Origin of the sequence: Fictibacillus halophilus (genome assembly GCF_042680145.1) — a bacterium.
Classification (GTDB): Bacteria; Bacillota; Bacilli; order Bacillales; family Fictibacillaceae; genus Fictibacillus; species Fictibacillus halophilus_A.
The window spans coordinates 1,499,933-1,525,382 of sequence record NZ_JBHTNQ010000001.1; the positions used below are offsets into that span (position 1 = coordinate 1,499,933).

The following is a 25,450-nucleotide window of genomic DNA, read 5'->3' on the forward strand; positions in this document are numbered from 1 at the left end:
GGTACAACAAATGTCCGAAAAGTTTAGAGCGTATTTTAATATATTAGCCCTTGCAGCAGTTATTTTAGTTAATTATCTGGCAAACGCTTTACCGTTAAACGGGAATACAACAGGGGCACTATCAGCAAAGTATAATGTCCTTATTACTCCAGCGGGGTATGTATTCTCGATTTGGGGACTGATCTATACATTCCTGGCTATATGGGTAATTTATCAAGTCATGCCTAAACATATGAATCATACGGTTTTCAAAAAAATAGGTTATTGGTTTGTTATTAGCTGTATATTCAACTGTCTTTGGATTTTTGTCTGGCATTATGAAAAGCTGATCCTTTCACTTATTGTAATGATAGGATTACTGCTGTCTTTAATCATCATTTATTCAAGGATTCAAAGCGATGAGAACCGGCCAAGATATGTTCTGTCTCCTTTTTCAATCTATTTAGGATGGGTTAGTGTAGCTACAATTGTTAATACCTCAGTTGTACTTAAATATTCTGGATGGAATGGTCTCGGGCTATCTTCTGAAACTTGGACTATTACAATGCTTATCGTTGGAACGATATTAGCCTTTGTTTTTACTTTTAAAAATGACGATTTCATTTATCCGCTCGTTTTCGTTTGGGCATTTATCGGAATTGGCATAAGACACATGGGTGAGATAGACGTTATCGCTAACACAAGCTTCTCTCTAGCTGTATTGCTTTTGTTATTCATTGTTTGGATAGCATCAAAACGAACGAATATTTTAAGATCAATGCGTACTTAATTTTTCTAATAATTGGGGGATTATCATGGTGAAATTATCAATGCCAGCTGGATTACTACTTGAAGCTGCAATCGCTGGAGGGATTGACGGAGATCATTTGATTGATGTTATTAGGAATAAGAATATTAGTGCTTTAAATCATATAGGTAAAGAAGAAAATAGCTGGCTAAACTTCTTTCGTTACGCAGAAGAGAATTGGGAGGATATCGTTCTCGCTGTTAATAATGGTTATATGTTTAAGTTTATTACGATTAGAGGATTACAAAATTTGCTGCAGACAAGATTTTCTTTCAAAGAAGAGGAACATTTTAAAATCGGAGACTCATGGCTTGAGCTAAGTCTAAATGAATCACAGCTTAAATTTTTACAATGCCGCATTCCTAATCAATGGGCGTTTGTAAAACAAGAAAATAGCAGATATAACTTTCGTGCAGTCGTCGCGCATACTCAGACAATCGTCTGATAAAAAGGCATCCCTTAAGGAATTATCCTTATAGAGATGCCCTTTTTATTCTTGATAATTGTTTCTTGCACTCAGCCAAAAGGTAATGCCGATCGCTTTGCAGACTGAAAAATAATGAAGGAGCATAAGAAGAACGGAACCTGCATTCATACCAATTATAACACCGTGCATTCCAAATGATGGCTGTGAGCCTAGGATATACATAAGAAAAAAAGAAATGATTGTTGACCATACAGACTGGATAAAAGCTGTAGTGATCAATCCTAAACCAATTAAATATGCCTGAAGCGGAATTAAGAAGAAAGTAAATAAAAAGCTTGGCCATAAAAGTTCCAGATAGATTGCAGCTGAAGAAGAGTGAAAGAACAACACCGTTAATTTCTCAGAAAACAAAAGGAAAATAACTACTGCAGGAAAACCATAAGCTGCTGTTATTTTCATAACCCGCATAAGAAGTATTTTTAATGTATCCACATCTTTTTTTGCAGTCGCTTCAGAAACTGTCGGAATTAGTACAACTAACAAAGAGTGCGCAATAAATGCAGGGAAGAACCCAATAGTTATAGCAACACCTGCAAGCAGCCCAAACTGTTCAGTTGCCGCCACATCAGATAGTCCAGTCAAAGTAAGTGAGTATTTAATCAAAAAAGGCTGAACTGCATTTGTAAATGCATGAAAAAGACGCAGCCCTGTTGTTGGTATGGTCACAGCCATTAAGCTTTTTGTAACTTCTCCGGCACTTAAATCATAATTTGATTGGGATTTCATTTTCCGGAATTGCAGCAAATAAGCTGTAAACAAATAAACGAAAACAACAAGTTCACTGCCAACAAAAGTAGCTAATGCAATTAAGATTGCTGTTTCTCGATCAAAGGAAAATAATTGATAAATACCTGCCAGTAATATGAGCTGTGCAAATTTACGGAATAGATTAGAAAAAGCGAGTTTTCCTATCTGCTGCTTCCCCATGAAAAAACCTCTGGCTATAGAGGTAAGCGAGATTAGCGGAATTAATAGCACCATTAACCATCTTACAAGAGGATGATAGCTGTTAAAGACCGGAATAAAAGGAAGTACAAATACAGCAATAATAATCATAGCTGCCGTTAGAATCAACGTTAGCTTTGTCGCATGTTTCAGCATGCTGTAGTGCTGTTTTTCTTCTTTTTCTGCTACAAATTTAGATATTGAGATTGGCAGCTCTAGACTTGCAATGATAATTATTAAAATAACTGTTGGGAAAATAGACATATAATGACCTAATCCCAATTCTCCTAATTGACGTGCAAGTATCATATTCACAATAAATTCTAAGCTTTCTCCTACTAACGAAGCAGCTGCAAGCAGCAGAACTCCCCGAAAAAATATATTCATATCATGGTGCATCTCCTTGTACACTTTGTCCTCATATTCATATGCATCAATTTATAAAACAAGACCACGAAGGACTTTTCATATACAAAGGAGAAAAGTTTAATTAGACATTGATAGAGAGGACTGAGAAATCGTGGCAATTCAAATAGATCAAAAACCATATAAAATAAAATCACTTATTGAAAGAGACAAAATAACAGATGAATGGCTGCTCACGAGACTAGAGGTTTTACTGCCAATTTTGATGAATAAACATAATTTCGATATGTGGATTACACTTGGAAGGGAATATCATGAAGATCCTGTAGCCATTACTCTTTTTCCTTCCTCAATAGACAGCTCGCGGCGTTTAACGATATTCGTTTTTGTTAGGGAAAAGGAGACAGGAAAAGTAAAAAGGCTAGTAATTTCTTCGAATAAACAATTTGAACCCTATTATACGTGCTGCATGGGGAAGAAAGGTGAAGGACCATTTGATTTACTAAGAAAACTAATGGATACATATCAGCCAGATCAAATCGCGGTTAACCATTCTACCCATTTTTCTTTTTGTGATGGGTTAAGCCATTCTTATTATCAGACGATGACAGATACGATCGGAAAAGATTACTCATCTAAATTAGTATCTTCAGCTCCTTTGGCTATTGATTGGCTTCAATTTCGAACAGATTCGGAACTAGCAGCATATAAAGAACTGGCCTCTATTACCCGTTTGATAGCTAAAGAGGCTTTATCTGAACAAGTAATTTTTCCAAATCAAACCACAACTCGTGAAGTAGTTGAATGGATCAGGCAAAAAACCTTTGATCTTGGATTAAAAACTTCTTTCTATCCTACTGTTGACATTCAAAGAAAAGGATCATCTGCTGACAGGATTGAAGATATTATTCGGCCTGGTGACATTGTACACCTTGATTTCGGCATTGAATATTTAGGACTTTGTTCAGATACACAGCAGTTAGCCTATGTCCTACATCCAGAAGAAGATGGAGTTCCAGAAGGACTCCGAAATGCCTTGATTACAGCTAACAAATTTGAAGATATCGTTTTTGAATCAGTTAAATCAGGAATGACCGGTAATGAAGTCTTTGAAGAAGTAATGGAGAAAGCTTTTGCCTGCGGCATTTCACCCATGTTATATTCCCACCCTATTGGTTACCATTGTCACGCAGCAGGTCCTTTAATAGGGTTATTTGATAAGCAGGAACCAATTCCTGTCCGGGGGGAATTGCAGATTCTGAATAATACGTGCTATGCGTTAGAGTTTAACATTAGACAATTTATACCCGAATGGAATAAGGATATTCCTATATACCTTGAGGAATCAGTGTGCTTCAAAGACAATAAATTGCATTACTTAACAAATAGGCAAACTGAATTCTATGTAATTTCTTCTAGACTTTAATAGCAGGAAACAATTCACATTTGATATATCTCCCTACCTTTAGTAAAATGGGAAACTGTGTGTTTCTGTAAGGCTGTTTTCGTAATCTTTGTTGCTTTTGTAAGTAGTTGATTTCCGCTCCAGGTTGCTTCGCTTTCCGCGGGGCGTGCGGTGAGCCCCTCGCCGCTTTGCGCCTTTGAGTGGTCTCACCTGACCGCTTGTCCCGCAGGAGTCTCGCACCTTCCACTCCAATCAACTTGACAGTGAAGGGAATAAACAAAATTATCTTAAAAGCTACAATTTTTTAGAAAAGAGCCTTCTGTAAAGGTAATCAACAGGAGGGGATGTACATGTTGCTGCTTGGGCTTGAAAAAGAAACAGAAAACAAACTTGACCGGGGTGATTTGGAATTTCAACTTCTCCGATTACAGAACGATATGAAACAAATTGCAAAAGACTATAATGTAATTGGTGTTGACCAAACAAAAGACGATAATCTTGTTATCGTATATAAAACAGAAGAAATGGATCAATGCAAAATCATGCTAAACGATTGTGAATCAAGATATGATGGCTGGGATTTTACCATTGATGCGGTTTATGAAGATGATAATACTCTGCACATAGGTGATATTAAAGGACCCGCTAATAAAGGGTATGGATCAATCTGTATGGAGTATTTAAAAGAAACTGCATCGGACAATAACATTCCCTTAATCAAAGGTGACATTGCTAAAAGAGACTGGGATCACGTTGACCGTTTAATTCACTTTTATGAAAAGCATAATTTTGAAGTTGAACTTGACGTAGAAAATAAATGCGGAAAAATTGAATGGAAAGATTATTAGACTAAAGATGTGTATCAAATGATGCGCTTCTTTTTTTTGTTTATTAAAGGTCTATTTGAGGGTAGAAAGATTGTAGTGGAACATATAAGGAGAGATAGAACATGACCGTGACTCATTTAAAAACCAATAAAGAAAATGCTTTGTCAGAACGTTTTGAGATCGCATTTAATCAAATTCATAAGTGTCTAATGGACAAAGTAAAGGATACAACAGATGATCGGTTTAAGAACTTAGTTGAAGTTGGAATGAAAAAGCATTCTTTAATCAGGTCGTTTTATAATGAGCTTTGCCAGTTCGCGAAGCTTCGAAATGCGATCGTTCATGAAAAAGTTGATCATGATTATTATATTGCAGAGCCGCACCTTGATATTGTGGAGCGCATAGAAAAAATATCAGGTTATTTTCAAAAGCCGGAAACAGCATTAAGTATTGCTACAAAAAATGTTCACCATTTTAAAGAAAGTGACAGATTAGCTGATGTATTAAGCTGTATTAGAGAAACATCTTATTCACGGTTTCCTGTATATAATGAAAAAGGGGAATATCTTTGGCTGTTAACTGCAACCTATTTATTAAATTGGCTCAGCGACCGGCTGGCAGATCAGGTTATTGATTTAAGCAATGCAAAAATATCTGATATCACAAGAAAAAAAGGAAAGCAATTAGTAGCATTTATTTCAAAAACATCAAGCATCTTTAAAGCGGAAGAAATATTCGAAACGTTCCATAAAGAAGACAAAAAACTTGAAGCAATCATCATCACACTAAATGGAAGTGAAAATGAAAAACCACTTGGGATTGTTACTTCTTATGACTTAATCGAAATTGATTTAGATAGCTGATTTACTTAGACACTTCATAGGTGTCTTTTTTTGTGTTTATATCACGACACAAGATTTGAATAACCGAATTTGTTTAAGGATATAACGATTAGGGAATCGGCATTTTTAGATGACTGAATTTTTTGTAAGTAACTTTCATTGAAAGGGTGAAACCATTTTGTCCGATTTTTATTCTATTAGAATTAATGGTTCTGAAGTAAAAGCCAACAAAGATCAAACAATTTTAAACCTTCTTACTGACAGTCCTGACCAAGTTCCTCATGTATGCTATCACCCCAGTTTAGGACCGATTGAGACCTGCGACACATGTATTGTAAAAGTAAATGGCGAATTTGTTAGAGCGTGTTCCACCACCCTCAAAGAAGGTGACGAGGTTGATACGAACTCAGATGAAGTGAAAGAAGCTCAAGTCATTGGAATGGACCGGATCCTATTTAACCATGAATTGTATTGTACCGTTTGTGATTATAACAATGGCGGGTGCGAAATACATAATACCGTTAAAGAGATGAAGATTAACCATCAAAGCATTCCTTTCGATCACAAGCCCTATGAAGTAGATAGTTCTAATCCTTTCTACAGATATGACCCGGATCAATGCATTTTGTGCGGACGATGTGTTGAAGCATGTCAGGATGTTCAAGTAACTGAAACCCTTTCTATTGACTGGGACCGTGAAAGACCTCGTGTAATCTGGGATAAAGATGTGCCGATTAACGAATCTTCATGTGTTTCTTGCGGACATTGCTCTACGGTATGTCCTTGTAATGCCATGATGGAAAAAGGAATGGAAGGCGAAGCTGGCTACATGACTGGCATTAACCGGGAAACCTTGCGCCCCATGATTGAAATAACTAAAAATGTTGAAACCGGTTATGGCTCTATACTAGCTATTTCAGATATGGAAGCCGCTATGCGTGAACAGCGCATTAAAAAAACAAAAACCGTTTGTACATACTGCGGAGTTGGCTGCAGTTTCGATGTGTGGACAAAAGGAAGAGAAATTTTAAAAGTAGATCCTCAGATTGAAGCACCGGCTAATGGTATATCTACATGTGTAAAAGGTAAGTTCGGCTGGGATTTTGTAAACAGCGAAGAACGATTAACAAAACCGCTTATCCGGGAAGGGAATTCATTTAGAGAGGCTTCTTGGGATGAAGCTTTAAACTTGATAGCGTCCAAGTTTACTGAAATCAAAGAAACATACGGCTCACAAGCTTTAACATTTATCAGTTCCTCTAAATGTACGAATGAAGAGTCCTATTTAATGCAAAAATTGGCGCGGGGAGTTATTGGAACGAACAACATCGATAACTGTTCACGATACTGCCAAACACCCGCGACAATGGGATTATTCCGTACCGTAGGTCATGGAGGAGATTCAGGTTCCATTAAAGATATTGAAAAGTCAGAACTCGTAATCGTTATCGGATCCAATACATCCGAATCCCACCCTGTACTCGCTACAAGAGTTAAACGTTCTCACAAATTAAATGGCCAGAAACTGATTGTAGCCGACCTCCGCAAACATGAAATGGCAGATCGTGCTGATCTGTTTATTCAGCCGAGGGCAGGTTCAGATCTTGTATGGCTTTCAGCAGTCACGAAATATATTCTGGATCAAGGCTGGGCTGACAAAGAATTTTTAAAGAATCGTGTAAACGGTTTAGAAGAATTTAAACAAAACCTAGAAAAATATACGCTTGAATATGCCGAAAAAGCAACTGGACTTTCCCAAGAAACGTTAATTAATATTGCAGAAACAATCCATCAATCAAAAAGTGTCTGTGTCCTCTGGGCAATGGGTGTTACGCAGCATATGGGCGGCAGTGATACGAGTACTGCTATTTCAAACATGCTGCTTGTTACTGGAAATTATGGACGTCCCGGTGTAGGATCTTATCCTCTTCGCGGTCATAATAACGTTCAAGGCGCCAGTGATTTCGGAAGTATGCCTGACCGTCTTCCATCTTACGAGAAAGTAGCTGATGAAAAAGTTCGTGCGAAATACGAGCAAGCCTGGGGTGTAAAGATTCCTGAGGAGCCTGGACTGAATAATCATGAAATGGTCACTGGGATTCATGATGGACATGTTAAAGCTATGTATTTAAAAGGAGAAGACATGGGGATCGTGGATTCTAACATCAACCACGTTCATGCTGCATATGAAAAGCTCGATTTCTTCGTCGTTCAGGACATCTTTTTAACTAGAACTGCTCAGTTTGCAGATGTCGTGCTGCCAGCAAGTCCAAGCTTAGAAAAAGAAGGTACCTTTACAAATACTGAACGGAGAATTCAGCGGCTGTATCAAGTTTTGGAGCCATTAGGCGATTCAAAGCCTGATTGGCAAATCATACAGGACATCGCTAACCGTTTGGGGGCGAGCTGGAATTACACCCATCCGAGTGACATTATGGATGAAGCTGCACAGTTAGCACCGCTGTTTGCAGGTGTTTCTTATGAAAGACTTGAAGGATACAAAAGTCTTCAATGGCCAGTAGCTCCAGATGGAACAGATACTCCGATTCTATTTACTGAAGGGTTCCCGTTCGATGACAGAAAAGCAAAATTATACCCTGTCGATTGGACAGAACCAAAGGAATTTGGTGAAGAATACGATATCCATGTTAATAATGGAAGACTTTTAGAACATTTCCATGAAGGAAATATGACATATAAATCAGAAGGGATCACATCAAAGACACCCAACACGTTCCTTGAAATCTCACATGAACTTGCAAATGAAAGAGGGATTAAAGACGGGACTCTCGTACGCTTATCTTCTCCATATGGAAGTGTAAAGGTTCATTGTTTAATAACCGAAAGAGTCAAAGGAAAAGAAGTCTATTTACCGATGAATGACAGTGGAGATGCAGCGATAAATCTATTAACCAGCAGCTATTCCGATAAAGATACGGATACTCCAGCTTATAAAGAAACGAGTGCGAAGCTAGAGATTCTTCAAGAAGAAGGAGTGAATCCTCTTCCAAAAACAAACTTCAGATACGGGAACCCGCAGCCGCAGATCGGAGTAGCAGTTGAAAAGAAATGGGCAAGAAAAGATTATATTTTCCCTGGAGATGTTGTGAAAAAGGAGCGAAACCAACATGGCTAAGGCGATTAAGAAAGTTCATAGATTAACCGTATCAGAAGAAGAACAGCGAACAAAAGATTTACGGGAAGTGGAAGATGCTTTAGTTAAAAATAAGGAAGCAATCATGCAAACACTCGAGATAATGAATCATATGCAAGACAAGGGAATCCTTTCGCTTTTAAATGGGTTGTTTGGCCAAGGTGATAAAGTGCTGGATATTGCCGTTAAAGCAATGGACAAACCTGAAAACACAAACACGATGAAAAATCTCCTGTTGCTCTTGGGTACGCTTGGGATGATCAACGTGAGACAGCTCGAACCCTTTTTGCTGAAGATTGATGCTGGAATTGCCCGGGTAGCGGAATATAAAGACACAGAAGAGAAGACCGGGTATTTTGATCTTGTAAAATCACTAAAAGATCCAGAAATCAATAGAGCGGTAACTATCCTTATGCAATTTCTAAAAGGGATGGGACAAGATACTGAGCCTTACGAAAAAACTACTCAAGATACGCCTGAAAAACGGACAAATCAAACTAAAGATAAAACGTTAGAGAAAAACGGGTAAAGGAGCTAAACAATGGCGAACAAAGTGAAGAACCGCTGGTTGATTGCTGCTGCGGCTGTTGGTATTCATATATCAATTGGTTCAGTCTATTCCTGGAGTGTATTTACTAATCCACTCCGGGAAAAGCATAATTGGGGACTCAGCGAAATCTCGTTAACTTTTAGTATTGCAATCTTATTTTTAGGTTTATCTGCCGCTTTTATGGGACATTTTGTAGAACGTTATGGTCCTCGAATATCAGGTATGATCGCTTCTGCTTGTTTTGGAGCAGGTCTTATAGGAGCAGGATTTGCTGACAGTATCGGCTCTTTGTATATGCTTTATTTTTTTTACGGAGCCCTTGGGGGAATAGGACTTGGAATCGGATATATTACACCCGTTTCATCTCTTGTTAAATGGTTTCCTGACAGAAGAGGACTTGCTACGGGATTAGCTATTATGGGGTTCGGTTTCGCCTCGCTTATCGCGAGTCCTGTAATTGCCAAACTGATAAATGGAATAGGCATTTCAAATACTTTTTATCTATTAGGCGCAATTTATTTTGGCCTTATGTTTTTATCTTCACTCTACCTTGCCCCGCCTCCAAAGGATTGGCAGCCTGAAGGAATGAAAGATAAAGATCAAAAAGAAGAAAAGAAAACAAAAGACCTTGCACAGCTAACTGCCAATGAAGCAGTAAAAACGGTTCGCTTCTGGGCACTTTGGTCAATGCTCTTTATAAATGTAACTTGCGGAATAGCCGTTATCTCCGTAGCCTCACCGATGGCCCAGGACATTGCCGGTCTGAGTGCTGGAGCAGCAGCTACCATGGTAGGTATTATGGGTTTGTTTAATGGATTTGGAAGAATTGGATGGGCTTCTGTTTCAGACTATATTGGACGTCCAAATGTATATACCACTTTCTTTGCATTGCAAACCGTTGCGTTTTTACTGCTGCCAAACGTTACTAATGCGTTTTTATTTCAGCTCTTAGTATATGTAATCCTTACGTGTTATGGAGGCGGGTTCGCTTCCATACCGGCGTACATTGGAGATCTATTTGGAACAAAGCAGCTTGGCGCAATACACGGTTATATATTAACAGCTTGGGCGGCTGCTGGTCTCGTGGGTCCACTCGTAGTCTCGTGGATTCGTGAAACAACGAACAGCTACTCTCTGACACTCTACATCTTTACAGGTGCTTTTGTAGCAGCACTTGCTATATCACTTTTAATCCGTATTAATATCCGCAACATTAGAAAAGCGAATAATAACACACAAGCTGCAGGTTGAAATAATAAGAAAGAGTGACCCAAAACATTCATTTTTGGGTCACTCTTTTTTTAAAAAGATGTTTCCGTAAACATTGTTGTTTTTGAAAGAGGTTAATTTCCGCTGCAGTGGCTTCGCTTTCCGCAGGGCTTGCGGTGAGCCCCCTCTGTGCTGCGTACATTGAGTTGTCTCACCTGCCCCGCTCGTCCTGCAGGAGTCTCGTCCTTCCGCTCCAATTAACTATTCAATGAAGAAGTTTTGAAAATCTCTCAGTAGCAATATTTTTAGACATGCACCTTTTAAGAAGAGCATAATTAGGTTGAGCGAGCTTGCGCCATTCCGATTTATTTGGTTTAGCGGCGCCTTGAAGAGAGGAAAAACTATGGTAAGAAGCCTAGTTAACCGTAATTCCACAAAAAATAGCCATGAATCCACGAGTTTAGGTCCCGAATCCAAAAATTACAGCCATGAATCCAAAAGTTTTAACTCTTTATCGACGAGTCTGCAATCCTCGACAAATTTCGTTTCCAACTGCTCTCTATTTCCCTCATCCCAATCTAAATCAAACAACAATATGATTACTATTATTGATACTGCTCCAGCACAGAGAAGAACTTAATAACAAACTCATAAAACACCTGTTCAGCAGGTGCAAGTTCACGGCCACGGGGAGTGATGATCCCAACCGTTCGTTTCACATCTGGAATTTCTATTGGGATTTTCACCGTAAAACGAGGTTTAGTTTCATAGAAAGAACTATCGGGTAAAAGTGTTACACCCATACCAGCTGTGACTAAGCCTTTTATAGCATCAAGATCTTCACCTTCACAAGCAATTTTGGGTATGAAGCCTGATTCTTTGCAAGCATTCACAACAACTTCTCGTAAAATGTACCCATCAGGAAATAGGACAAAATCGTCATTTCTTAAATCACTTAATAAAAGAGTTCTTTTTTCAGCTAAAGGATGTTGTTCGGGCAATAATGCAGAGATTTTTTCAGTGAACAATATAAAGCCTTCCAAATCAGGATCATTCGTTGGTACAGGGCCAAGAAAAGCTAAGTCAATGTCACCGTTCTTTACACTCTCAGTTAAAAAACGATAAGATCCTTGGCGTAAATGAAAGGCAATATTCGGATGTTCTCTTTTGAATGCAGAAACCACGGTAGGAAGCAGGTGACCGGCAAGACTAGTCGGAAACCCAATCTTAATCGTACCTCTCTCAGGGTCTAAGTATTCATCTATCTGCTTTTTGGCATGTTCGATTGCTTTCATAGCAGTTTTTGCATGAGTTAAAAACAACCGGCCGACAGGGGACAATTTGATGTTTCTGCCTTCTCGCTCGAACAGCTCTACACCTAATTCCGATTCTAAATTTGCTATTTGGCGGCTTACGGCAGACTGAGCAACATGCAATGCAAGTGCAGCTTCTGATACGTGTTCTCGTTCTGCAACTTCAATAAAATATGCTAATTGACGAATCTCCATAACTTTCCCACAACCAATCATTCTCAATTTGAGATTGTTTTAATCTAAATTATATATTGTTTCGATTAATTATAAACCTTAAACTAATTGAAAGAAAGTTTTGAACATTAAGTTGAAAACGTGAAGGGGGAGTAACCGATGACCTACAGTCAATTTCCAGAACCACAAGGGTTATATAGTCCGAACTTTGAACATGATGCTTGTGGAATTGGTCTATACGCTCATCTAAAAGGGCATGCTACCCATCAAATAGTGAAACAAGGACTTCATATGCTATGCCAGCTTGATCATCGCGGAGGGCAAGGAAGTGACCCGTTAACAGGTGATGGCGCAGGCTTGATGACTAAACTGCCTCATCGTTTCTTTAAAAAGGTAACGAATTTTGAGTTGCCGGAAAAAGGCAGATACGGGGCAGGAATGATTTTTTTCCCGAACGATAAAGAAGCTCAATTGAAACTTGAAAATCAAATTAATTTTTTTATTGAACAAGAAGGACAGAAACTTTTAGGCTGGAGAACTGTACCGATTGATAGTTCTTCTATCGGAGAGAAAGCCCAAAAAACATGTCCGGTTGTCAAGCAGGTGTTTATTGCTTGTGATGACTCCATTACTGACGAGCTTGTTTTTGAACGAAAACTTTTTGTAATCCGAAAGCAAGCAGAACATTGGGCAATACAAAACGGACTGCAAACATATTTTGCGAGTCTGTCTACACAAACCATCGTCTATAAAGGACTTTTAACACCAGAGCAAGTTGATACTTTTTATATTGACTTGCAGGATGAGGATTTCGTGTCCCCATTCGCTTTAGTGCATTCCCGTTTTAGCACAAATACATTTCCAACTTGGGAACGCGCTCATCCAAACCGTTATTTAATTCATAACGGAGAGATCAACACTCTTCAGGGGAACATGAATTGGATGAAAGCACGAGAAAAACAGTTTGTATCTGAAGCGTTTGGCGACGATATTCACAAGCTCCTTCCAATTTTAGATGCTGATGGAAGTGATTCTTCAATCTTAGACCAGGCGTTTGAATTTTTTGTTCTTGCAGGAAGGAAGCCTTCACATACAGCTATGATGCTGATTCCAGAACCATGGAGTGAGAATCCGCATTTAGAACAAGAAAGACGTGCATTTTATGAATACCACAGCTGTTTAATGGAACCGTGGGATGGACCTACAGCAATTTCATTTACAAACGGTAAACAGATAGGAGCGATCCTCGACAGAAACGGATTGCGTCCAGCAAGGTATTACGTAACCAAAGATGATTATATTATCTTCTCTTCAGAAGTAGGTGTTATTGACGTTGAAGAAGAGAACATTCTTTACAAAGAGCGTTTAAGTCCTGGAAGAATGCTTCTTATCGACATTGAAGAGGGACGCATCATTACTGATAATGAAATAAAAGCAGAAATGGCAAATGAGCAGCCTTATGAAGAATGGCTGACAAATGGATTGCTTCAATTAGATGATAATGGAGAAGAGCCTGCTGTAAGATTAAAAGATATTAGAAGAAAACAAAAAGCTTTTGGGTATACGTATGAAGATATTCATAAATATCTAATTCCTGTAATTACCGAAGGGAAAGACCCAATAGGATCTATGGGAAATGATACACCTCTTGCCGTGTTATCAGACAGACCGCAATCATTATTTAACTATTTCAAACAATTATTTGCACAAGTTACTAACCCGCCAATCGATGCGATTCGAGAAAAAGTCGTGACTTCAACGATGACATTGCTGGGCGGTGAGGGTAATCTGCTGCATCCCGGACCGCAGAACGCCCGCAGAATTCAATTGGATTCTCCTGTTCTAACAACAAATGAATTTAATCAAATAAAAGATAATGACATCACTGACTTTAAACCCGCGATTTTGCACACCCTTTTTTCAGAAGATTTGGAAAGTGAATTGATTTCTTTTCATAATAAAGCAAAAAAAGCTATTTCCGATGGTGCAAGCATCCTTATCTTATCGGACCGAGAAATGAATTCATCTCAAACTCCAATGCCAGTTTTGCTTGCGGTGAGTTCTTTGCACCACTATCTTGTTCAGAAGGGCTTACGCACAAAAGTAAGTTTGATTGTTGAAGCTGGTGAAGTTAGAGAGGTACATCACTTTGCTGCTTTAATCGGATATGGTTCAGATGCAATCTATCCGTATCTAACATACAAAACGTTTGAAGAAGCAATAGAGGAAGGTCATATCAAGCTCTCACTTCATGAGACAGTAAAGAAGTATAAAAAAGGTGTAACAGATGGAATTGTTAAAGTGATGTCGAAAATGGGTATTTCCACGGTTCAAAGTTATCGTGGTGCTCAAATTTTTGAAGCAGTAGGTATTGGAAAAGAAGTTATTGATCGTTATTTTCCTGCAACTGCCTCTCAAATTGATGGGATTACACTGGCTGAAATTCAAAAAGAGGCACATTTAAGACATCAAGAAGGGTTTATGGAGACTATTGAGGACACGTTAGATTCAGGCAGTGATTTCCAATGGAGAAACTCAGGTGAACATCATGCCTTTAATCCAAAAACGATTCATACCTTACAATGGGCTTGCCGTAAGAATGACTATTCGTTATTTAAAACTTTTTCAAAACTAGCGGACGATGAGCGCACAACGTTCTTAAGAAACTTATTTTCGTTCAAACCTGAGGTGAAAAGTATACCTCTTGAAGAAGTTGAGCCTGCAGAATCCATTGTTAAACGGTTTAAGACCGGAGCGATGTCATTCGGATCATTGAGTGCAGAAGCACATGAATCACTTGCGATTGCAATGAACCGTTTAGGCGGGAAAAGCAACAGTGGTGAAGGCGGAGAAAATCCGGTCCGATTTATTCCAGATGCGAATGGAAACAACAGAAGAAGCAGCATCAAACAAGTTGCGTCAGGAAGATTCGGTGTTAAAAGTCATTATTTAGTTAATGCTGATGAGCTGCAAATCAAGATGGCTCAAGGAGCTAAGCCTGGTGAAGGAGGTCAGCTACCGGGAAATAAAGTTTATCCTTGGGTTGCTGATGTTCGCGGATCAACTCCTGGTGTCGGCCTGATCTCACCACCGCCGCATCATGATATCTATTCGATTGAAGATATGGCTCAGCTTATACACGATTTAAAAAATGCAAACCGTGCGGCAAGAATCAGTGTAAAACTTGTAGCAAAATCAGGTGTAGGTACGATTGCTGCAGGTGTAGCGAAAGGGGCTGCTGATGTTATCGTAATCAGCGGTTATGACGGAGGAACAGGAGCATCTCCAAAAACGAGTATCAAGCATACTGGACTTCCATGGGAGCTTGGTCTTGCTGAGACTCACCAAACATTGATGCTGAATGGACTTCGTGACCGTGTAACGTTAGAAACAGACGGTAAACTAATGACTGGTAAAGATGTAGTACTAGCGGCTCTATTAGGTGCTGAGGAATATGGATTCGCAACTGCTCCGTTAGTTGTCTTAGGATGTGTGATGATGCGTGCATGTCATCTGGATACTTGCCCAGTGGGAGTTGCAACACAAAATCCGGAGCTTAGAAAGAAATTTATGGGTGATCCTGAACATGTTGTAAACTACATGATGTTTGTTGCAGAAGAGATCCGTGAAATCATGGCACAGCTTGGGTTTAGAACAATGGATGAAATGGTTGGCCGTACTGACGTATTAACTGTTGGTGAACGTGCAAAGACTCACTGGAAGGCAAAACACTTGGATCTTTCAAGACTTTTATATCAGCCTGAAGGTGTACGAACTTGCAAGACTGCTCAAAATCACAAGATTGATCAATCGTTAGATATACAAGAAATACTTCCTAAGCTAAACCCTGCACTTGAACAGCAAAAAGCGGTATCTATAAACCTTCCAATAAAAAATACAAACCGTGTTGCCGGTACGATTGCAGGCAGTGAAATTACTAAACGTTTTGGAGAAGAAGGGTTACCTGAAGATACAGTCACCCTTAACTTTACTGGGTCTGCGGGACAAAGCTTTGGTGCATTTATTCCGCGCGGTATGACTCTATACCTGAATGGAGATAGCAATGACTATTTCGGTAAGGGTCTCTCAGGCGGAAAGATGATTGTTGCTCCTCCAAAAACAGCAGAATACCTGGCAGATGATAATGTGATTGTAGGGAACGTTGCGTTCTATGGCGCAACGAGCGGCGAAGCATATATTAATGGTCTGGCTGGTGAAAGATTTGCTGTCAGAAACAGCGGCGCAAACATTGTTGTTGAAGGTATTGGCGACCATGGCTGTGAGTATATGACAGGCGGAAATGTCGTTGTTTTAGGAGATGTCGGCAAAAACTTTGCAGCTGGAATGAGCGGAGGTATTGCTTATATCTACACACATCAGCCACTTCTGTTTAAGAGACTTTGCAATAAAGAAGGTATCGAGTTTGAAAGACTGGTTGACCATGATGAGACTGAATCAGTTAAACAATTAATTTTAAATCACTTTGCATATACACAAAGTGGTAAGGCTGCAGCAATTCTAGAGAACTGGAAATCAGCTCAATCACACTTTGTAAAAGTTATACCGAAAGATTATAAAGAAATGATTAAGAGAATTGATAATGAAAAACAAGCTGGTCTATCAGATCAAGAAGCTGTCATGAACGCATTTGAAGCAAGATCTGCTGCTAAAAAACCAGCAGGAAATCTTGGACCAACTAAATTGATTCTTAAGTAGTCATAAGATGAAAGGAGAGATGATCATGGGTAAACCAACTGGATTTTTGGAGTTCCCGCGAGAAGATACAATAGAGAGAAAACCTCTCCACCGTCTGAAGGATTGGAAAGAATATACGGAAAAACAGCCGGAAGATATGCTTAAAAGACAAAGTGCGAGATGTATGGATTGCGGTACACCATTTTGCCATATCGGTATAGAGATCAATGGGGCAGCATCAGGCTGTCCCATCAATAATCTGATTCCTGAATGGAATGATCTTGTATACCGCGGAAAATGGAAAGAAGCGCTTGACCGTCTATTAAAAACAAATAACTTCCCTGAATTTACTGGTCGAGTTTGTCCTGCTCCTTGTGAAGGATCTTGTACGGTCGAATTGGCCGGGCCAGCTGTTACCATCAAGAATATTGAACGTGCAATTATCGATAAAGGCTTTGAAAATGGATGGATTAAACCTAGAATTCCGAAAAAGCGTACAGGAAAAAGAATTGCTATTGTCGGTTCTGGACCAGCTGGTCTTGCAGCTGCGGATCAATTGAATCAGGCAGGACACTCTGTAACTGTTTTCGAAAGAGATAACCGTGCTGGAGGACTTCTCACATACGGTATTCCAAACATGAAGCTGGATAAAGATATTGTAAAGCGAAGAATCACGCTTTTAAGACAAGAAGGAATTGATTTTGTTCTTAATACTGAAATCGGAAAAGATGTTATGCCTGAAGATCTCAAAGCTGACTTTGATTCAGTAATCCTTTGCACAGGTGCCCAAAAACAAAGAGAATTGAATCTTGAGGGAAGAGAAGCAAAAGGCGTACACTTTGCAATGAAATATTTAACTCAATCCACTAAGCGGTTATTAAATGATAAAATCAGCGAACCGTTAATAGACGCAAAAGGCAAAAATGTTATTGTAATCGGCGGCGGTGATACTGGTGCAGACTGTGTCGCAACTGCTTTGCGCCAAAAATGTAAAAGTGTTGTTCAATTCGGAAAGCATCCTAAATTACCGGATGTAAGAAGCAAAGCAAACATGTGGCCTGAACAGCCTTATATCTTCACGATGGATTATGCATATGAAGAAGCAACTGCACAATTCGGATCAGATCCAAGAGAATATTCGGTTCAAACAAAGAAATTGGTTGCTGATGAAAACGGAAATTTAAAAGAACTTCATACGATTCAAATGAAGAGAACCTCAGATGAAAATGGTAATCTTTCATTTGAAGAAATTCCAGGTACTGAAAAAGTATGGCCTGCAGATCTTGTTTTTATTGCAATCGGTTTTGAAGGAACAGAACAGCCAGTTTTGAAGCAATTCGGTGTAGAAACAAAGAATAATAAAGTAGATGCGAAACATGGGGATTATAAGACAAACGTAGATCGTGTTTTTGCCGCTGGCGATTCCAGACGCGGGCAAAGTTTAATCGTTTGGGCAATCCAAGAAGGACGTGACTGTGCTAAAGAAGTTGATAAACATCTAATGGGCAGTACAATTTTGCCTTAAGTGTTTTTTCCATGCTACAATAAACTCTAAAAGCCAAAAGCGTTTATTCTATGATAAAATAAGGGCTGGCTATGAAAATTCTATTTATAAATAAGGAGTAAAAGCATGGAAAAAGTACTTATTTTTGGTCATAAAAATCCCGATACTGACACAATAACATCTGCAATTGTGTATGCAGATCTAAAAACAAAACTTGGACTAAATGTTGAGCCGGTTCGTTTAGGCGAAATTAATGGTGAAACAACGTATGCACTTGATTATTTTAAAGCAGATCTTCCTCGCTTAGTGGAAACTGTTTCTGACGAAACAAACGCTGTCATTTTAGTAGACCATAACGAACGTCAGCAAAGTGCTAATGACATTGATAAAGTACGTGTTTTAGAAGTTATCGATCATCACCGCATCGCAAACTTTGAAACAAGTGATCCATTATATTACCGTGCTGAGCCTGTTGGTTGTACAGCTACGATCTTAAATAAGATTTATAAAGAAAAAGGAATAAAAGTAGAAAAGAACATTGCTGGATTAATGCTTTCTGCGATCATTTCTGATTCTCTTTTATTCAAGTCACCAACTTGTACAGAAGAAGATGTTGAAGCAGCTCGAGAGCTGGCTGAAATCGCTGGCGTAGATGCAGAAGCTTATGGCCTTGAAATGCTAAAAGCTGGAGCAGACTTAAGCGATAAGTCCGTAGAAGAGCTAATCTCACTCGATGCAAAAGAATTTAACATTGGCGCAAGTAAAATAGAAGTAGCTCAAGTGAATACAGTAGATGCTAGTGATGTATTAAAACATCAAGACGAACTTGAAACCGCAATTTCGAAAGTAATTGGTGAAAAAGAATTAGACTTATTCATGTTCGTAGTAACAGACATTCTAACAAATGATTCAACAACACTTGCACTTGGAAAAAGAGCTCAATCTGTTGAAGACGCATATAACGTGAAGCTTGAAAACAATACAGCTGTATTAAAAGGTGTAGTATCACGTAAAAAACAAATTGTACCTGTACTAACAGAAGCAATGAGCAAATAATATCGATTCTAAAAGATGGAGAGATCCATCTTTTTTTATGCTGTTTTATTGTATTTGAAAGTGGTTGATTTCCGCTCCAGGATGCTCGCTTTCCGCGGGGCGTGCGGTGAGCCTCCTCGGCGCTTCGCACCCTTAGAAGTCTCACCTGTCCCGCTGCTCCCGCAGGAGTCTCGCACCTTCCTCTCCAACCAACTTGCCAATGAAGAGAATGAAAAAATGAACCAAAAACAACAATCTTTTAGAAAAGAGCCTTTAGAAAAGAACATTATTTTGTTTGTTAGTTGACAATTAAAACTAGCCTGTTATGATTTAAAACATAATACCAACTTAATAATTTTACGAAACCACTAGGGGTGCCTTTTAAAGGCTGAGATCGAAGTTTGACTTCGAGACTCTTAGAACCTGATCTGGATTATACCAGCGTAGGGAAGTGGCTGTTACGGAAACTTTATTACTTATTATGTTTTCTCTACAACCACTTTCTATTGCTGAGAGTGGTTTTTTTGTTGGTTAAAAACTATCTTGAGGAGGACTTATATGCCTGCATTTACTGAAGAACTGCGTAAACAAGCTGACCAAATCTGGGAAGCCAATCTCAATCACCCATTCGTAAGAGGAATTGCCGAGGGGAATCTGCCTTTAGAAAAATTTAAATATTATGTGCTGCAAGATTCTTATTACTTATCACATTTTGCAAGAATTCAAGCATTAGGAGCTGCAAGAGCTGATGATTTATACACAACCTCTAGAATGGCTGCACATGCTCAAGGGACGAATGAAGCAGAGTTAGCACTGCATGAAAAGTTTATTAAACAACTTCATATCACAGAAGAAGAACTAGCCGAATTTGAACCTGCACCAACCGCTTATAATTACACTTCACACTTGTATCGAGTTGCTGACACTGGGAGTTTAGGTGAAATAATTGCGGCCATTCTTCCATGCTATTGGATTTATCATGAAATAGGAGAAAGATTTGAAGGGGCTGAGCCAAAAGAACCTATATACCAAGAATGGATCGCTGCATATGGAGGAGAGTGGTTTGGTCAGCTTGTTCAAGAACAAATAAGCCGATTAGATAACTTAGCAGAGAATGCGAGTCACGCTGAAAGAAAAAAAATGACACAGCACTTTTTACTCAGCTGCCAGTATGAATATCTGTTTTGGGAGATGGCTTTTACATTAGAAAAATGGCCGATTCCCAATACGCGCATTATAACCAGTGAGAGGAGAACTGAAAATGTCTAAGAGATTAAAGTTGACTGATATATTAGTCACGATTGTGATTTCGACCGGATTTGGAATTCTTTATAAAATATGGGGACCTCTCTATTATGCAGTTAAACCATTAGGACTTCACATTGATCAATTAATCTATGGGATGTGGTTTATGGCTGCAACAGCAGCATTTTTGATCATTCGCAAACCAGGAGTAGCTCTCCTTGCAGAAGTTGCTGCTTCTTCAGGAGAATTTTTAATGGGATCAGAATTCGGGCTAGAGGTATTGTTATATGGTATAGTCCAAGGTTTATTTGCTGAACTATTACTCATGGCATTTAGGTATAAACGTTATGATTTATTAGCTGTTTCAATGACAGGGATAAGTTCTTGCCTAGGATCTTTAATTTTGGACTTTTATAAAGGATATATTGGAGATTTATCAACTTGGAATCTTTTTCTCTATATTGCATTTAGATTTATCGGAACGATCCTTTTTACAGGAGTCTTTGCTATTGCCATCGTGAAGGCACTTGAAGCTACTGGTGTTACCAATCTCGTCAGATCTTCATCACAAAAAGATTTCGAATCATTGAATCAATAAAAGAGGTGTTTGTTTATGGAATGTATTACATCCGTTAACAAGTTGAGATTAAAGTTTCCAGAAGAGGAAGGATTATTATTTAAAGATTTATCTGTTTCATTTCAAAAAGGAGAAAAAGTATTATTACTTGGTCCATCGGGATGCGGAAAATCTACATTTCTACAGGTCTTATCTGGCCTAATACCTCAATCAATTGATATACCCATCAAAAGTGAGAGCATACAAATCCCCGATTCATGGGGATTTGTATTTCAGGATCCTGATTCACAGTTCTGTATGCCATTTGTTGATGAAGAAATTGCGTTTGTTTTAGAAAATCTTCGAATACCCAGAAAAGAAATGCCCGGCAGAATTAAAGAGCTTCTAAATACTGTCGGTCTCCACCTTGATGACATTCATACGGAGATTCGAACGCTTTCTGGGGGGATGAAACAGCGTTTAGCACTAGCATCAGTTTTAGCTTTAGATCCTGAGGTGATATTTTTAGATGAACCAACTGCATTAATTGATGAAGAGGGTACTGCACAAGTATGGGATACTGTTAAAGCTATTTCAAAAGATAAGACGATAATCATTGTTGAACATAAAATTGATCAGATCATAGATTTTTTCGATCGAGTTATTGTGTTTACACATGACGGAAAAATCATGGCGGATGGAAATTCAACATATGTTTTTTCCAATTTCAAAGAAGAGCTTAAAAGATTTGGAATTTGGTATCCCGGTGCATGGGAGGAATACATAAAAGAGAAAGTCCAAAACACTTTTACGAAACAAAGTGATAATATGCTGCGTTTAGAAAACTTTCAAGGATACAGAAAAAAAGAAATTGTGATTACTTTAGAAAAAGCTGCCGTTTACTCAGGTGAATGGATTGCTGTTACAGGAGCTAATGGTGCTGGGAAAAGCACGCTGTTATTATCGATGATGCAATTACTTAAAACTTCCGGTGATTACAGAATCGATGGACGACCAATAAAGAAGTTTGCTGACTTGCAGAACAAAGCATATTATGTTTTTCAAAATCCTGAATATCAATTTTTAACGAATAGTGTTATAGAAGAGATTACCTATGAATTAATGCAAAGAAACGAAGAGAATAATGTAGATGTTATTAAAAAGGCAAATGATCTCTTAACAATATTCGGATTGAATGATAAACAGAAACAACATCCTTATCATCTTTCTCTTGGTCAAAAGCGGCGTTTAAGTGTGTCCACTGCTTTTATACAAAATCCTGGATTGTTATTATTGGATGAGCCTACTTTTGGACAGGATTCTAAAAATACATTTAAACTGCTTGAATTGTTGCAAGAAGAGAGCCAAAAAGGAACAATCATCATCATGGTTACACATGATTTAAATATCATACATCATTTTGCCACAAGAGTATGGGAAGTAAAGAATGGAAAAGTAATCAACGACTGGAAGAAGGATGAAATAAAAAGAGGATCAGAGGATAAAGTATATGAAAACAGCAATTAAAGAAAGATGGCTGCATAAGATTAACCCTGCTCTTAAACTATTAACACTCACTTTTTTATTTGTATTTGCTGTAACGATCCATCATTTGAATTTTATGATTACTTTTACATTGACCGTCTCTATATTGTTCTTCTTTTGTACAGGTCAACCCTATAAACATACTTTACTTTTTCTCCTTCCTTTTTTACTTGTATTTTTCTCAACGGCAGTTTCAATGATTTTATTTGGAAAAGGGGAAACAACACTATTTAAATGGGAGATTGTACACGTTACAGAGGAAAGTTTATATAGGGGTTTGCACTTAGGTTTTAGAGCACTAGTATTCGCGATGATGGGTATAACATTCGTTTTGACGACAAAGCCAGTCCAGCTTTTTTATTCACTGATGCAGCAGTTTAAACTGCAGCCCAAATATGCGTATAGTTTTATGGCGGCAATTCGGCTGATTCCTATTATGTTTGAAGAATTACAGACCATTCGGGATGCACAGAAAGTAAGAGGAGTTCTAAGTCAAAAAGGAATAAGGAGTGTGCTGAAGAAAATTAAATCACTGCCGATTCCTCTGCTTTCACAGAGTATACGAAGAGCTTTTCGTATTGCAGTTGCGATGGAAGCAAAGAGGTTTAATTCGTCAAACGAAAGAACATTTTATTATCATATAGGTTTTTCAATATATGACCTGTTTTTTATCGGTTACTTTGTTTTAACGATAAGTTTAGCTTATTTATTTTCATTGGAATTCCCGCTGTTTCCTGTTACAGATGTAAGACATTAAAGCACACTCAAGCCAACCGAGTGTGCTTTTTACTATGGAATGATAATACGATCATTTTGTTTTAACAAAATGGTATATTCACCTTTATTTAATTTTTGATATATGGGATATGGAACTGTTAATGCTTCCCCGGTAGAAAGAACAATTTTGTAATTTGGCTTTATAGTCATTGCAGTCCCCATATCTATAACTTGTTCAGATTCAATTTTATAAATGATGTGACCCCTGTATTCAGTAATCTTTAATTCTTCCTCTACATAACCTGCCCATGCAAAATACAGGAGAAAACCTGCTAAGAAAGTACTAATTACAATCAGAAAACGTTTCATAATTCCACCTCATTCTAGTATTAAACAAAAGCCTAAAAATTATAGAAAGAGGGAAGAAGTATTTAAAAGGATTTGCCTTTTATTTAACTAATATAAAAAACAATAATAAATTCATGACCAGCTTTTATCATTCAAGGATTTTATAAATCGATTATGCAATCTCGTTAATAGGAGCAAGGTAATGATTGAACCTGCTAAAGTAAGGGACATGTCCCATTGAGCGTCCCACATATCTCCTTGAGCACCAACAAAGTCTTTCGTTTTTCTATTTGAAATTCTGCTAGCGATCCATTCAACAATTTCGTAAAACCCAGCCAATGAAAGAGTCATATTAATCGCTATAAATTCAACCCACTTTCCTATGGGCAAAGCAGTTTTCAAGATTAATATTTCGCGAATAACAATAAAGGTTAGCCCTTTAAGAAAATGGCCAAATCGATCATAGTGGTTTCTTTCAAGCTCATAATTTTTTTGAATCCAATCAAAAAGAGGAACATCATCATACGTAAAATGGCCGCCAATAAAAGTCATTATCGTTAATAATGCAATGATGCTATAAGAAAGACTAGTCAGCCTTACTTTGTTATAAAAATAAAGCACAGCCAAAATGGTAATTACAGAAGGGCCAACTTCTAGTATCCATATAGGATAATGTGCAGGCTTAATGAATGACCAAATAAAAAAAGCGATAACCGTCGTAAGTAGAAATATATGAAAGTAATTTCTTTTCATATTAAATAATCCCTCGCAATCTACTATTAGTATTGATTTTCTTTTAAGGAAGTATACGTTTAGCTGCATATTAAGATTAAATCTAACAAAGGGATGTGAAGCATCATGACAAAAAAGATAGCTCTAGCTGTCCTGCATGGTATCGGGGAACAAAAAGAAGATTTTTCAGATATATTTTCAGAAGAGCTGACAAAAAGATTTTCACAAAATCTAAAACCTTATTTACCTGCCCCCGAAGCAGAGTTAGTTATTCAGCCTATCTATTGGGGCAGTGTGTTCAATGGACGAGAAAATGAGATGTGGGAAAAGCTCTCAAAAGCTGCAGAATTAGATTTTGCAAAGCTGAGACATTTTGTAATTCACTTTTTCGGCGATGCAATCGCTTATCAGCCGTCTGCAAATCACAATCCGAATTACATAAAGGTTCATGAAGTCTACGCGAAGGGACTAAAAAAGCTGAGCGAAAAAGCAGGTCAAGACGCACCTTTATTTGTTATAGCTCACAGTTTAGGAACGGTAATTACAAGCAATTATTTTTATGATTTGCAATACATACCTGATAGAGTTCCTGAGATGGTGCAAGAAAGTATGGCTGATACACCTTTGGAACAAGGAGACACACTGACAGGATTCTATTCTTTAGGAAGCCCGCTGGCTTTATGGAGTTTAAGATATGCTGACTTTGATGTGCCAATAAATGTACCCTCACCTTATCTGAAAAAATATTATCCCAGCCTGAGCGGGAAATGGATAAATATGTACGACAAAGATGATGTCTTTGGGTACCCGCTTAAACCGCTAAATGATGCATATGATAATGCTGTTGCAAGTGATGTTGAAATAAATAGCGGGAATCTGATCAGCAGCTGGTCACCGTTATCTCATATTCACTATTTCACAACTAATGATTTAATCAATCAAATAGGTGATGACCTCGCTAATACATGGAAACAAATTAATTTAAAAAGCAGCTAATACAATAACAACCATTCA

General features: G+C 38.2%; 20 protein-coding genes and 1 riboswitch. Of the genes, 16 read left to right on the plus strand and 4 right to left on the minus strand.

What is annotated here, in order from left to right; all coding sequences use genetic code 11:
* Positions 1 to 10 precede the first annotated feature (10 nt).
* Positions 11 to 769 (plus strand): TspO/MBR family protein, encoded by a 759-nt coding sequence (locus ACFQ4X_RS07780; protein ID WP_379834203.1) that lies wholly within the window; start codon positions 11 to 13, stop codon positions 767 to 769.
* Positions 770 to 794: 25 nt separating this feature from the next.
* The gene (locus ACFQ4X_RS07785; protein ID WP_379834204.1) at positions 795 to 1,232 is read left to right on the plus strand and encodes a hypothetical protein; all 438 of its coding nucleotides are present in this window, start codon (positions 795 to 797) and stop codon (positions 1,230 to 1,232) included.
* A 45-nt stretch (positions 1,233 to 1,277) separates the two neighbouring features.
* Here the strand turns inward: ACFQ4X_RS07785 and ACFQ4X_RS07790 are convergent, their stop codons facing one another.
* On the minus strand, positions 1,278 to 2,606 hold the full coding sequence (locus ACFQ4X_RS07790) for a polysaccharide biosynthesis protein (protein WP_379834206.1): 1,329 nt from the start codon (positions 2,604 to 2,606) through the stop codon (positions 1,278 to 1,280).
* A 133-nt stretch (positions 2,607 to 2,739) separates the two neighbouring features.
* Here ACFQ4X_RS07790 and ACFQ4X_RS07795 point away from each other — a divergent pair, with 133 nt between their 5' ends.
* From ACFQ4X_RS07795 to ACFQ4X_RS07820, 6 genes are all read left to right on the plus strand, one after another.
* Complete coding sequence (locus ACFQ4X_RS07795) at positions 2,740 to 4,011, plus strand: M24 family metallopeptidase (RefSeq protein WP_379834208.1); 1,272 nt, start codon at positions 2,740 to 2,742, stop codon at positions 4,009 to 4,011.
* Positions 4,012 to 4,340: 329 nt separating this feature from the next.
* Positions 4,341 to 4,838 (plus strand): hypothetical protein, encoded by a 498-nt coding sequence (locus tag ACFQ4X_RS07800; protein WP_379834210.1) that lies wholly within the window; start codon positions 4,341 to 4,343, stop codon positions 4,836 to 4,838.
* A 101-nt stretch (positions 4,839 to 4,939) separates the two neighbouring features.
* The gene (locus tag ACFQ4X_RS07805) at positions 4,940 to 5,680 is read left to right on the plus strand and encodes a CBS domain-containing protein (RefSeq protein ID WP_379834211.1); all 741 of its coding nucleotides are present in this window, start codon (positions 4,940 to 4,942) and stop codon (positions 5,678 to 5,680) included.
* A gap of 157 nt (positions 5,681 to 5,837) precedes the next feature.
* A complete protein-coding gene (gene fdhF / locus ACFQ4X_RS07810) occupies positions 5,838 to 8,795 on the plus strand; it encodes a formate dehydrogenase subunit alpha (protein ID WP_379834213.1) in 2,958 nt (985 codons plus the stop codon).
* Complete coding sequence (locus ACFQ4X_RS07815) at positions 8,788 to 9,342, plus strand: DUF1641 domain-containing protein (protein WP_379834215.1); 555 nt, start codon at positions 8,788 to 8,790, stop codon at positions 9,340 to 9,342. The genes fdhF and ACFQ4X_RS07815 overlap by 8 nt, the downstream gene beginning before the upstream one ends.
* A gap of 12 nt (positions 9,343 to 9,354) precedes the next feature.
* Positions 9,355 to 10,614: an L-lactate MFS transporter gene (locus ACFQ4X_RS07820; protein ID WP_379834217.1), complete on the plus strand. Its 1,260-nt coding sequence runs from the start codon at positions 9,355 to 9,357 to the stop codon at positions 10,612 to 10,614.
* Positions 10,615 to 11,177: 563 nt separating this feature from the next.
* Here ACFQ4X_RS07820 and ACFQ4X_RS07825 read toward each other — a convergent pair.
* Positions 11,178 to 12,080 carry a LysR family transcriptional regulator gene (locus ACFQ4X_RS07825; RefSeq protein ID WP_379834218.1) on the minus strand — a complete coding sequence of 301 codons (903 nt, stop codon included), beginning with the start codon at positions 12,078 to 12,080 and terminating at the stop codon, positions 11,178 to 11,180.
* Between the two features lie 138 nt (positions 12,081 to 12,218).
* Between ACFQ4X_RS07825 and gltB the strand changes: the two genes are divergently transcribed.
* The 7 genes from gltB to ACFQ4X_RS07860 all read left to right on the plus strand — a co-directional run bounded on the left by gltB (position 12,219) and on the right by ACFQ4X_RS07860 (position 23,396).
* Entirely contained in the window at positions 12,219 to 16,775 is a 4,557-nt protein-coding gene (gene gltB / locus ACFQ4X_RS07830) for a glutamate synthase large subunit (RefSeq protein WP_379834220.1), read from the plus strand.
* Positions 16,776 to 16,800: 25 nt separating this feature from the next.
* On the plus strand, positions 16,801 to 18,279 hold the full coding sequence (locus ACFQ4X_RS07835; RefSeq protein ID WP_379834221.1) for a glutamate synthase subunit beta: 1,479 nt from the start codon (positions 16,801 to 16,803) through the stop codon (positions 18,277 to 18,279).
* A 105-nt stretch (positions 18,280 to 18,384) separates the two neighbouring features.
* Complete coding sequence (locus ACFQ4X_RS07840) at positions 18,385 to 19,314, plus strand: manganese-dependent inorganic pyrophosphatase (RefSeq protein ID WP_379834223.1); 930 nt, start codon at positions 18,385 to 18,387, stop codon at positions 19,312 to 19,314.
* Between the two features lie 339 nt (positions 19,315 to 19,653).
* Positions 19,654 to 19,760, plus strand: a riboswitch (TPP riboswitch).
* A 91-nt stretch (positions 19,761 to 19,851) separates the two neighbouring features.
* A complete protein-coding gene (gene tenA, locus ACFQ4X_RS07845; RefSeq protein ID WP_379834225.1) occupies positions 19,852 to 20,562 on the plus strand; it encodes a thiaminase II in 711 nt (236 codons plus the stop codon).
* Positions 20,555 to 21,136, plus strand: coding sequence for an ECF transporter S component (locus tag ACFQ4X_RS07850; RefSeq protein ID WP_379834226.1), 582 nt, complete (start codon positions 20,555 to 20,557; stop codon positions 21,134 to 21,136). The genes tenA and ACFQ4X_RS07850 overlap by 8 nt, the downstream gene beginning before the upstream one ends.
* A 15-nt stretch (positions 21,137 to 21,151) precedes the next feature.
* On the plus strand, positions 21,152 to 22,621 hold the full coding sequence (locus ACFQ4X_RS07855; RefSeq protein ID WP_379834228.1) for an ABC transporter ATP-binding protein: 1,470 nt from the start codon (positions 21,152 to 21,154) through the stop codon (positions 22,619 to 22,621).
* Positions 22,605 to 23,396, plus strand: coding sequence for an energy-coupling factor transporter transmembrane component T family protein (locus tag ACFQ4X_RS07860; RefSeq protein WP_379834230.1), 792 nt, complete (start codon positions 22,605 to 22,607; stop codon positions 23,394 to 23,396). The genes ACFQ4X_RS07855 and ACFQ4X_RS07860 overlap by 17 nt, the downstream gene beginning before the upstream one ends.
* 32 nt (positions 23,397 to 23,428) lie before the next feature.
* On the opposite strand, the gene ACFQ4X_RS07865 is transcribed toward ACFQ4X_RS07860, so the two are convergent.
* Positions 23,429 to 23,725 (minus strand): hypothetical protein, encoded by a 297-nt coding sequence (locus ACFQ4X_RS07865; RefSeq protein ID WP_379834231.1) that lies wholly within the window; start codon positions 23,723 to 23,725, stop codon positions 23,429 to 23,431.
* Between the two features lie 111 nt (positions 23,726 to 23,836).
* Positions 23,837 to 24,457, minus strand: a complete 621-nt coding sequence (locus ACFQ4X_RS07870) for a DUF2238 domain-containing protein (protein WP_379834233.1) — start codon at positions 24,455 to 24,457, stop codon at positions 23,837 to 23,839.
* A 105-nt stretch (positions 24,458 to 24,562) separates the two neighbouring features.
* Here ACFQ4X_RS07870 and ACFQ4X_RS07875 point away from each other — a divergent pair, with 105 nt between their 5' ends.
* The gene (locus tag ACFQ4X_RS07875) at positions 24,563 to 25,432 is read left to right on the plus strand and encodes a chemotaxis protein (RefSeq protein WP_379834234.1); all 870 of its coding nucleotides are present in this window, start codon (positions 24,563 to 24,565) and stop codon (positions 25,430 to 25,432) included.
* The last annotated feature ends 18 nt before the right edge of the window (positions 25,433 to 25,450 follow it).

Excerpts from the sequence above, each read along its gene's own strand:
- ACFQ4X_RS07780 (WP_379834203.1), top strand. The coding sequence starts at position 11 with ATGTCCGAAAAGTTTAGAGCGTATTTTAATATATTAGCCCTTGCAGCA.
- ACFQ4X_RS07785 (WP_379834204.1), top strand. The coding sequence starts at position 795 with ATGGTGAAATTATCAATGCCAGCTGGATTACTACTTGAAGCTGCAATC.
- ACFQ4X_RS07790 (WP_379834206.1), bottom strand. The coding sequence starts at position 2,606 with ATGAATATATTTTTTCGGGGAGTTCTGCTGCTTGCAGCTGCTTCGTTA.
- ACFQ4X_RS07800 (WP_379834210.1), top strand. The coding sequence starts at position 4,341 with ATGTTGCTGCTTGGGCTTGAAAAAGAAACAGAAAACAAACTTGACCGG.
- ACFQ4X_RS07805 (WP_379834211.1), top strand. The coding sequence starts at position 4,940 with ATGACCGTGACTCATTTAAAAACCAATAAAGAAAATGCTTTGTCAGAA.
- ACFQ4X_RS07815 (WP_379834215.1), top strand. The coding sequence starts at position 8,788 with ATGGCTAAGGCGATTAAGAAAGTTCATAGATTAACCGTATCAGAAGAA.
- ACFQ4X_RS07820 (WP_379834217.1), top strand. The coding sequence starts at position 9,355 with ATGGCGAACAAAGTGAAGAACCGCTGGTTGATTGCTGCTGCGGCTGTT.
- ACFQ4X_RS07825 (WP_379834218.1), bottom strand. The coding sequence starts at position 12,080 with ATGGAGATTCGTCAATTAGCATATTTTATTGAAGTTGCAGAACGAGAA.
- gltB (WP_379834220.1), top strand. The coding sequence starts at position 12,219 with ATGACCTACAGTCAATTTCCAGAACCACAAGGGTTATATAGTCCGAAC.
- ACFQ4X_RS07835 (WP_379834221.1), top strand. The coding sequence starts at position 16,801 with ATGGGTAAACCAACTGGATTTTTGGAGTTCCCGCGAGAAGATACAATA.
- ACFQ4X_RS07840 (WP_379834223.1), top strand. The coding sequence starts at position 18,385 with ATGGAAAAAGTACTTATTTTTGGTCATAAAAATCCCGATACTGACACA.
- tenA (WP_379834225.1), top strand. The coding sequence starts at position 19,852 with ATGCCTGCATTTACTGAAGAACTGCGTAAACAAGCTGACCAAATCTGG.
- ACFQ4X_RS07850 (WP_379834226.1), top strand. The coding sequence starts at position 20,555 with ATGTCTAAGAGATTAAAGTTGACTGATATATTAGTCACGATTGTGATT.
- ACFQ4X_RS07855 (WP_379834228.1), top strand. The coding sequence starts at position 21,152 with ATGGAATGTATTACATCCGTTAACAAGTTGAGATTAAAGTTTCCAGAA.
- ACFQ4X_RS07860 (WP_379834230.1), top strand. The coding sequence starts at position 22,605 with ATGAAAACAGCAATTAAAGAAAGATGGCTGCATAAGATTAACCCTGCT.
- ACFQ4X_RS07865 (WP_379834231.1), bottom strand. The coding sequence starts at position 23,725 with ATGAAACGTTTTCTGATTGTAATTAGTACTTTCTTAGCAGGTTTTCTC.
- ACFQ4X_RS07870 (WP_379834233.1), bottom strand. The coding sequence starts at position 24,457 with ATGAAAAGAAATTACTTTCATATATTTCTACTTACGACGGTTATCGCT.
- ACFQ4X_RS07875 (WP_379834234.1), top strand. The coding sequence starts at position 24,563 with ATGACAAAAAAGATAGCTCTAGCTGTCCTGCATGGTATCGGGGAACAA.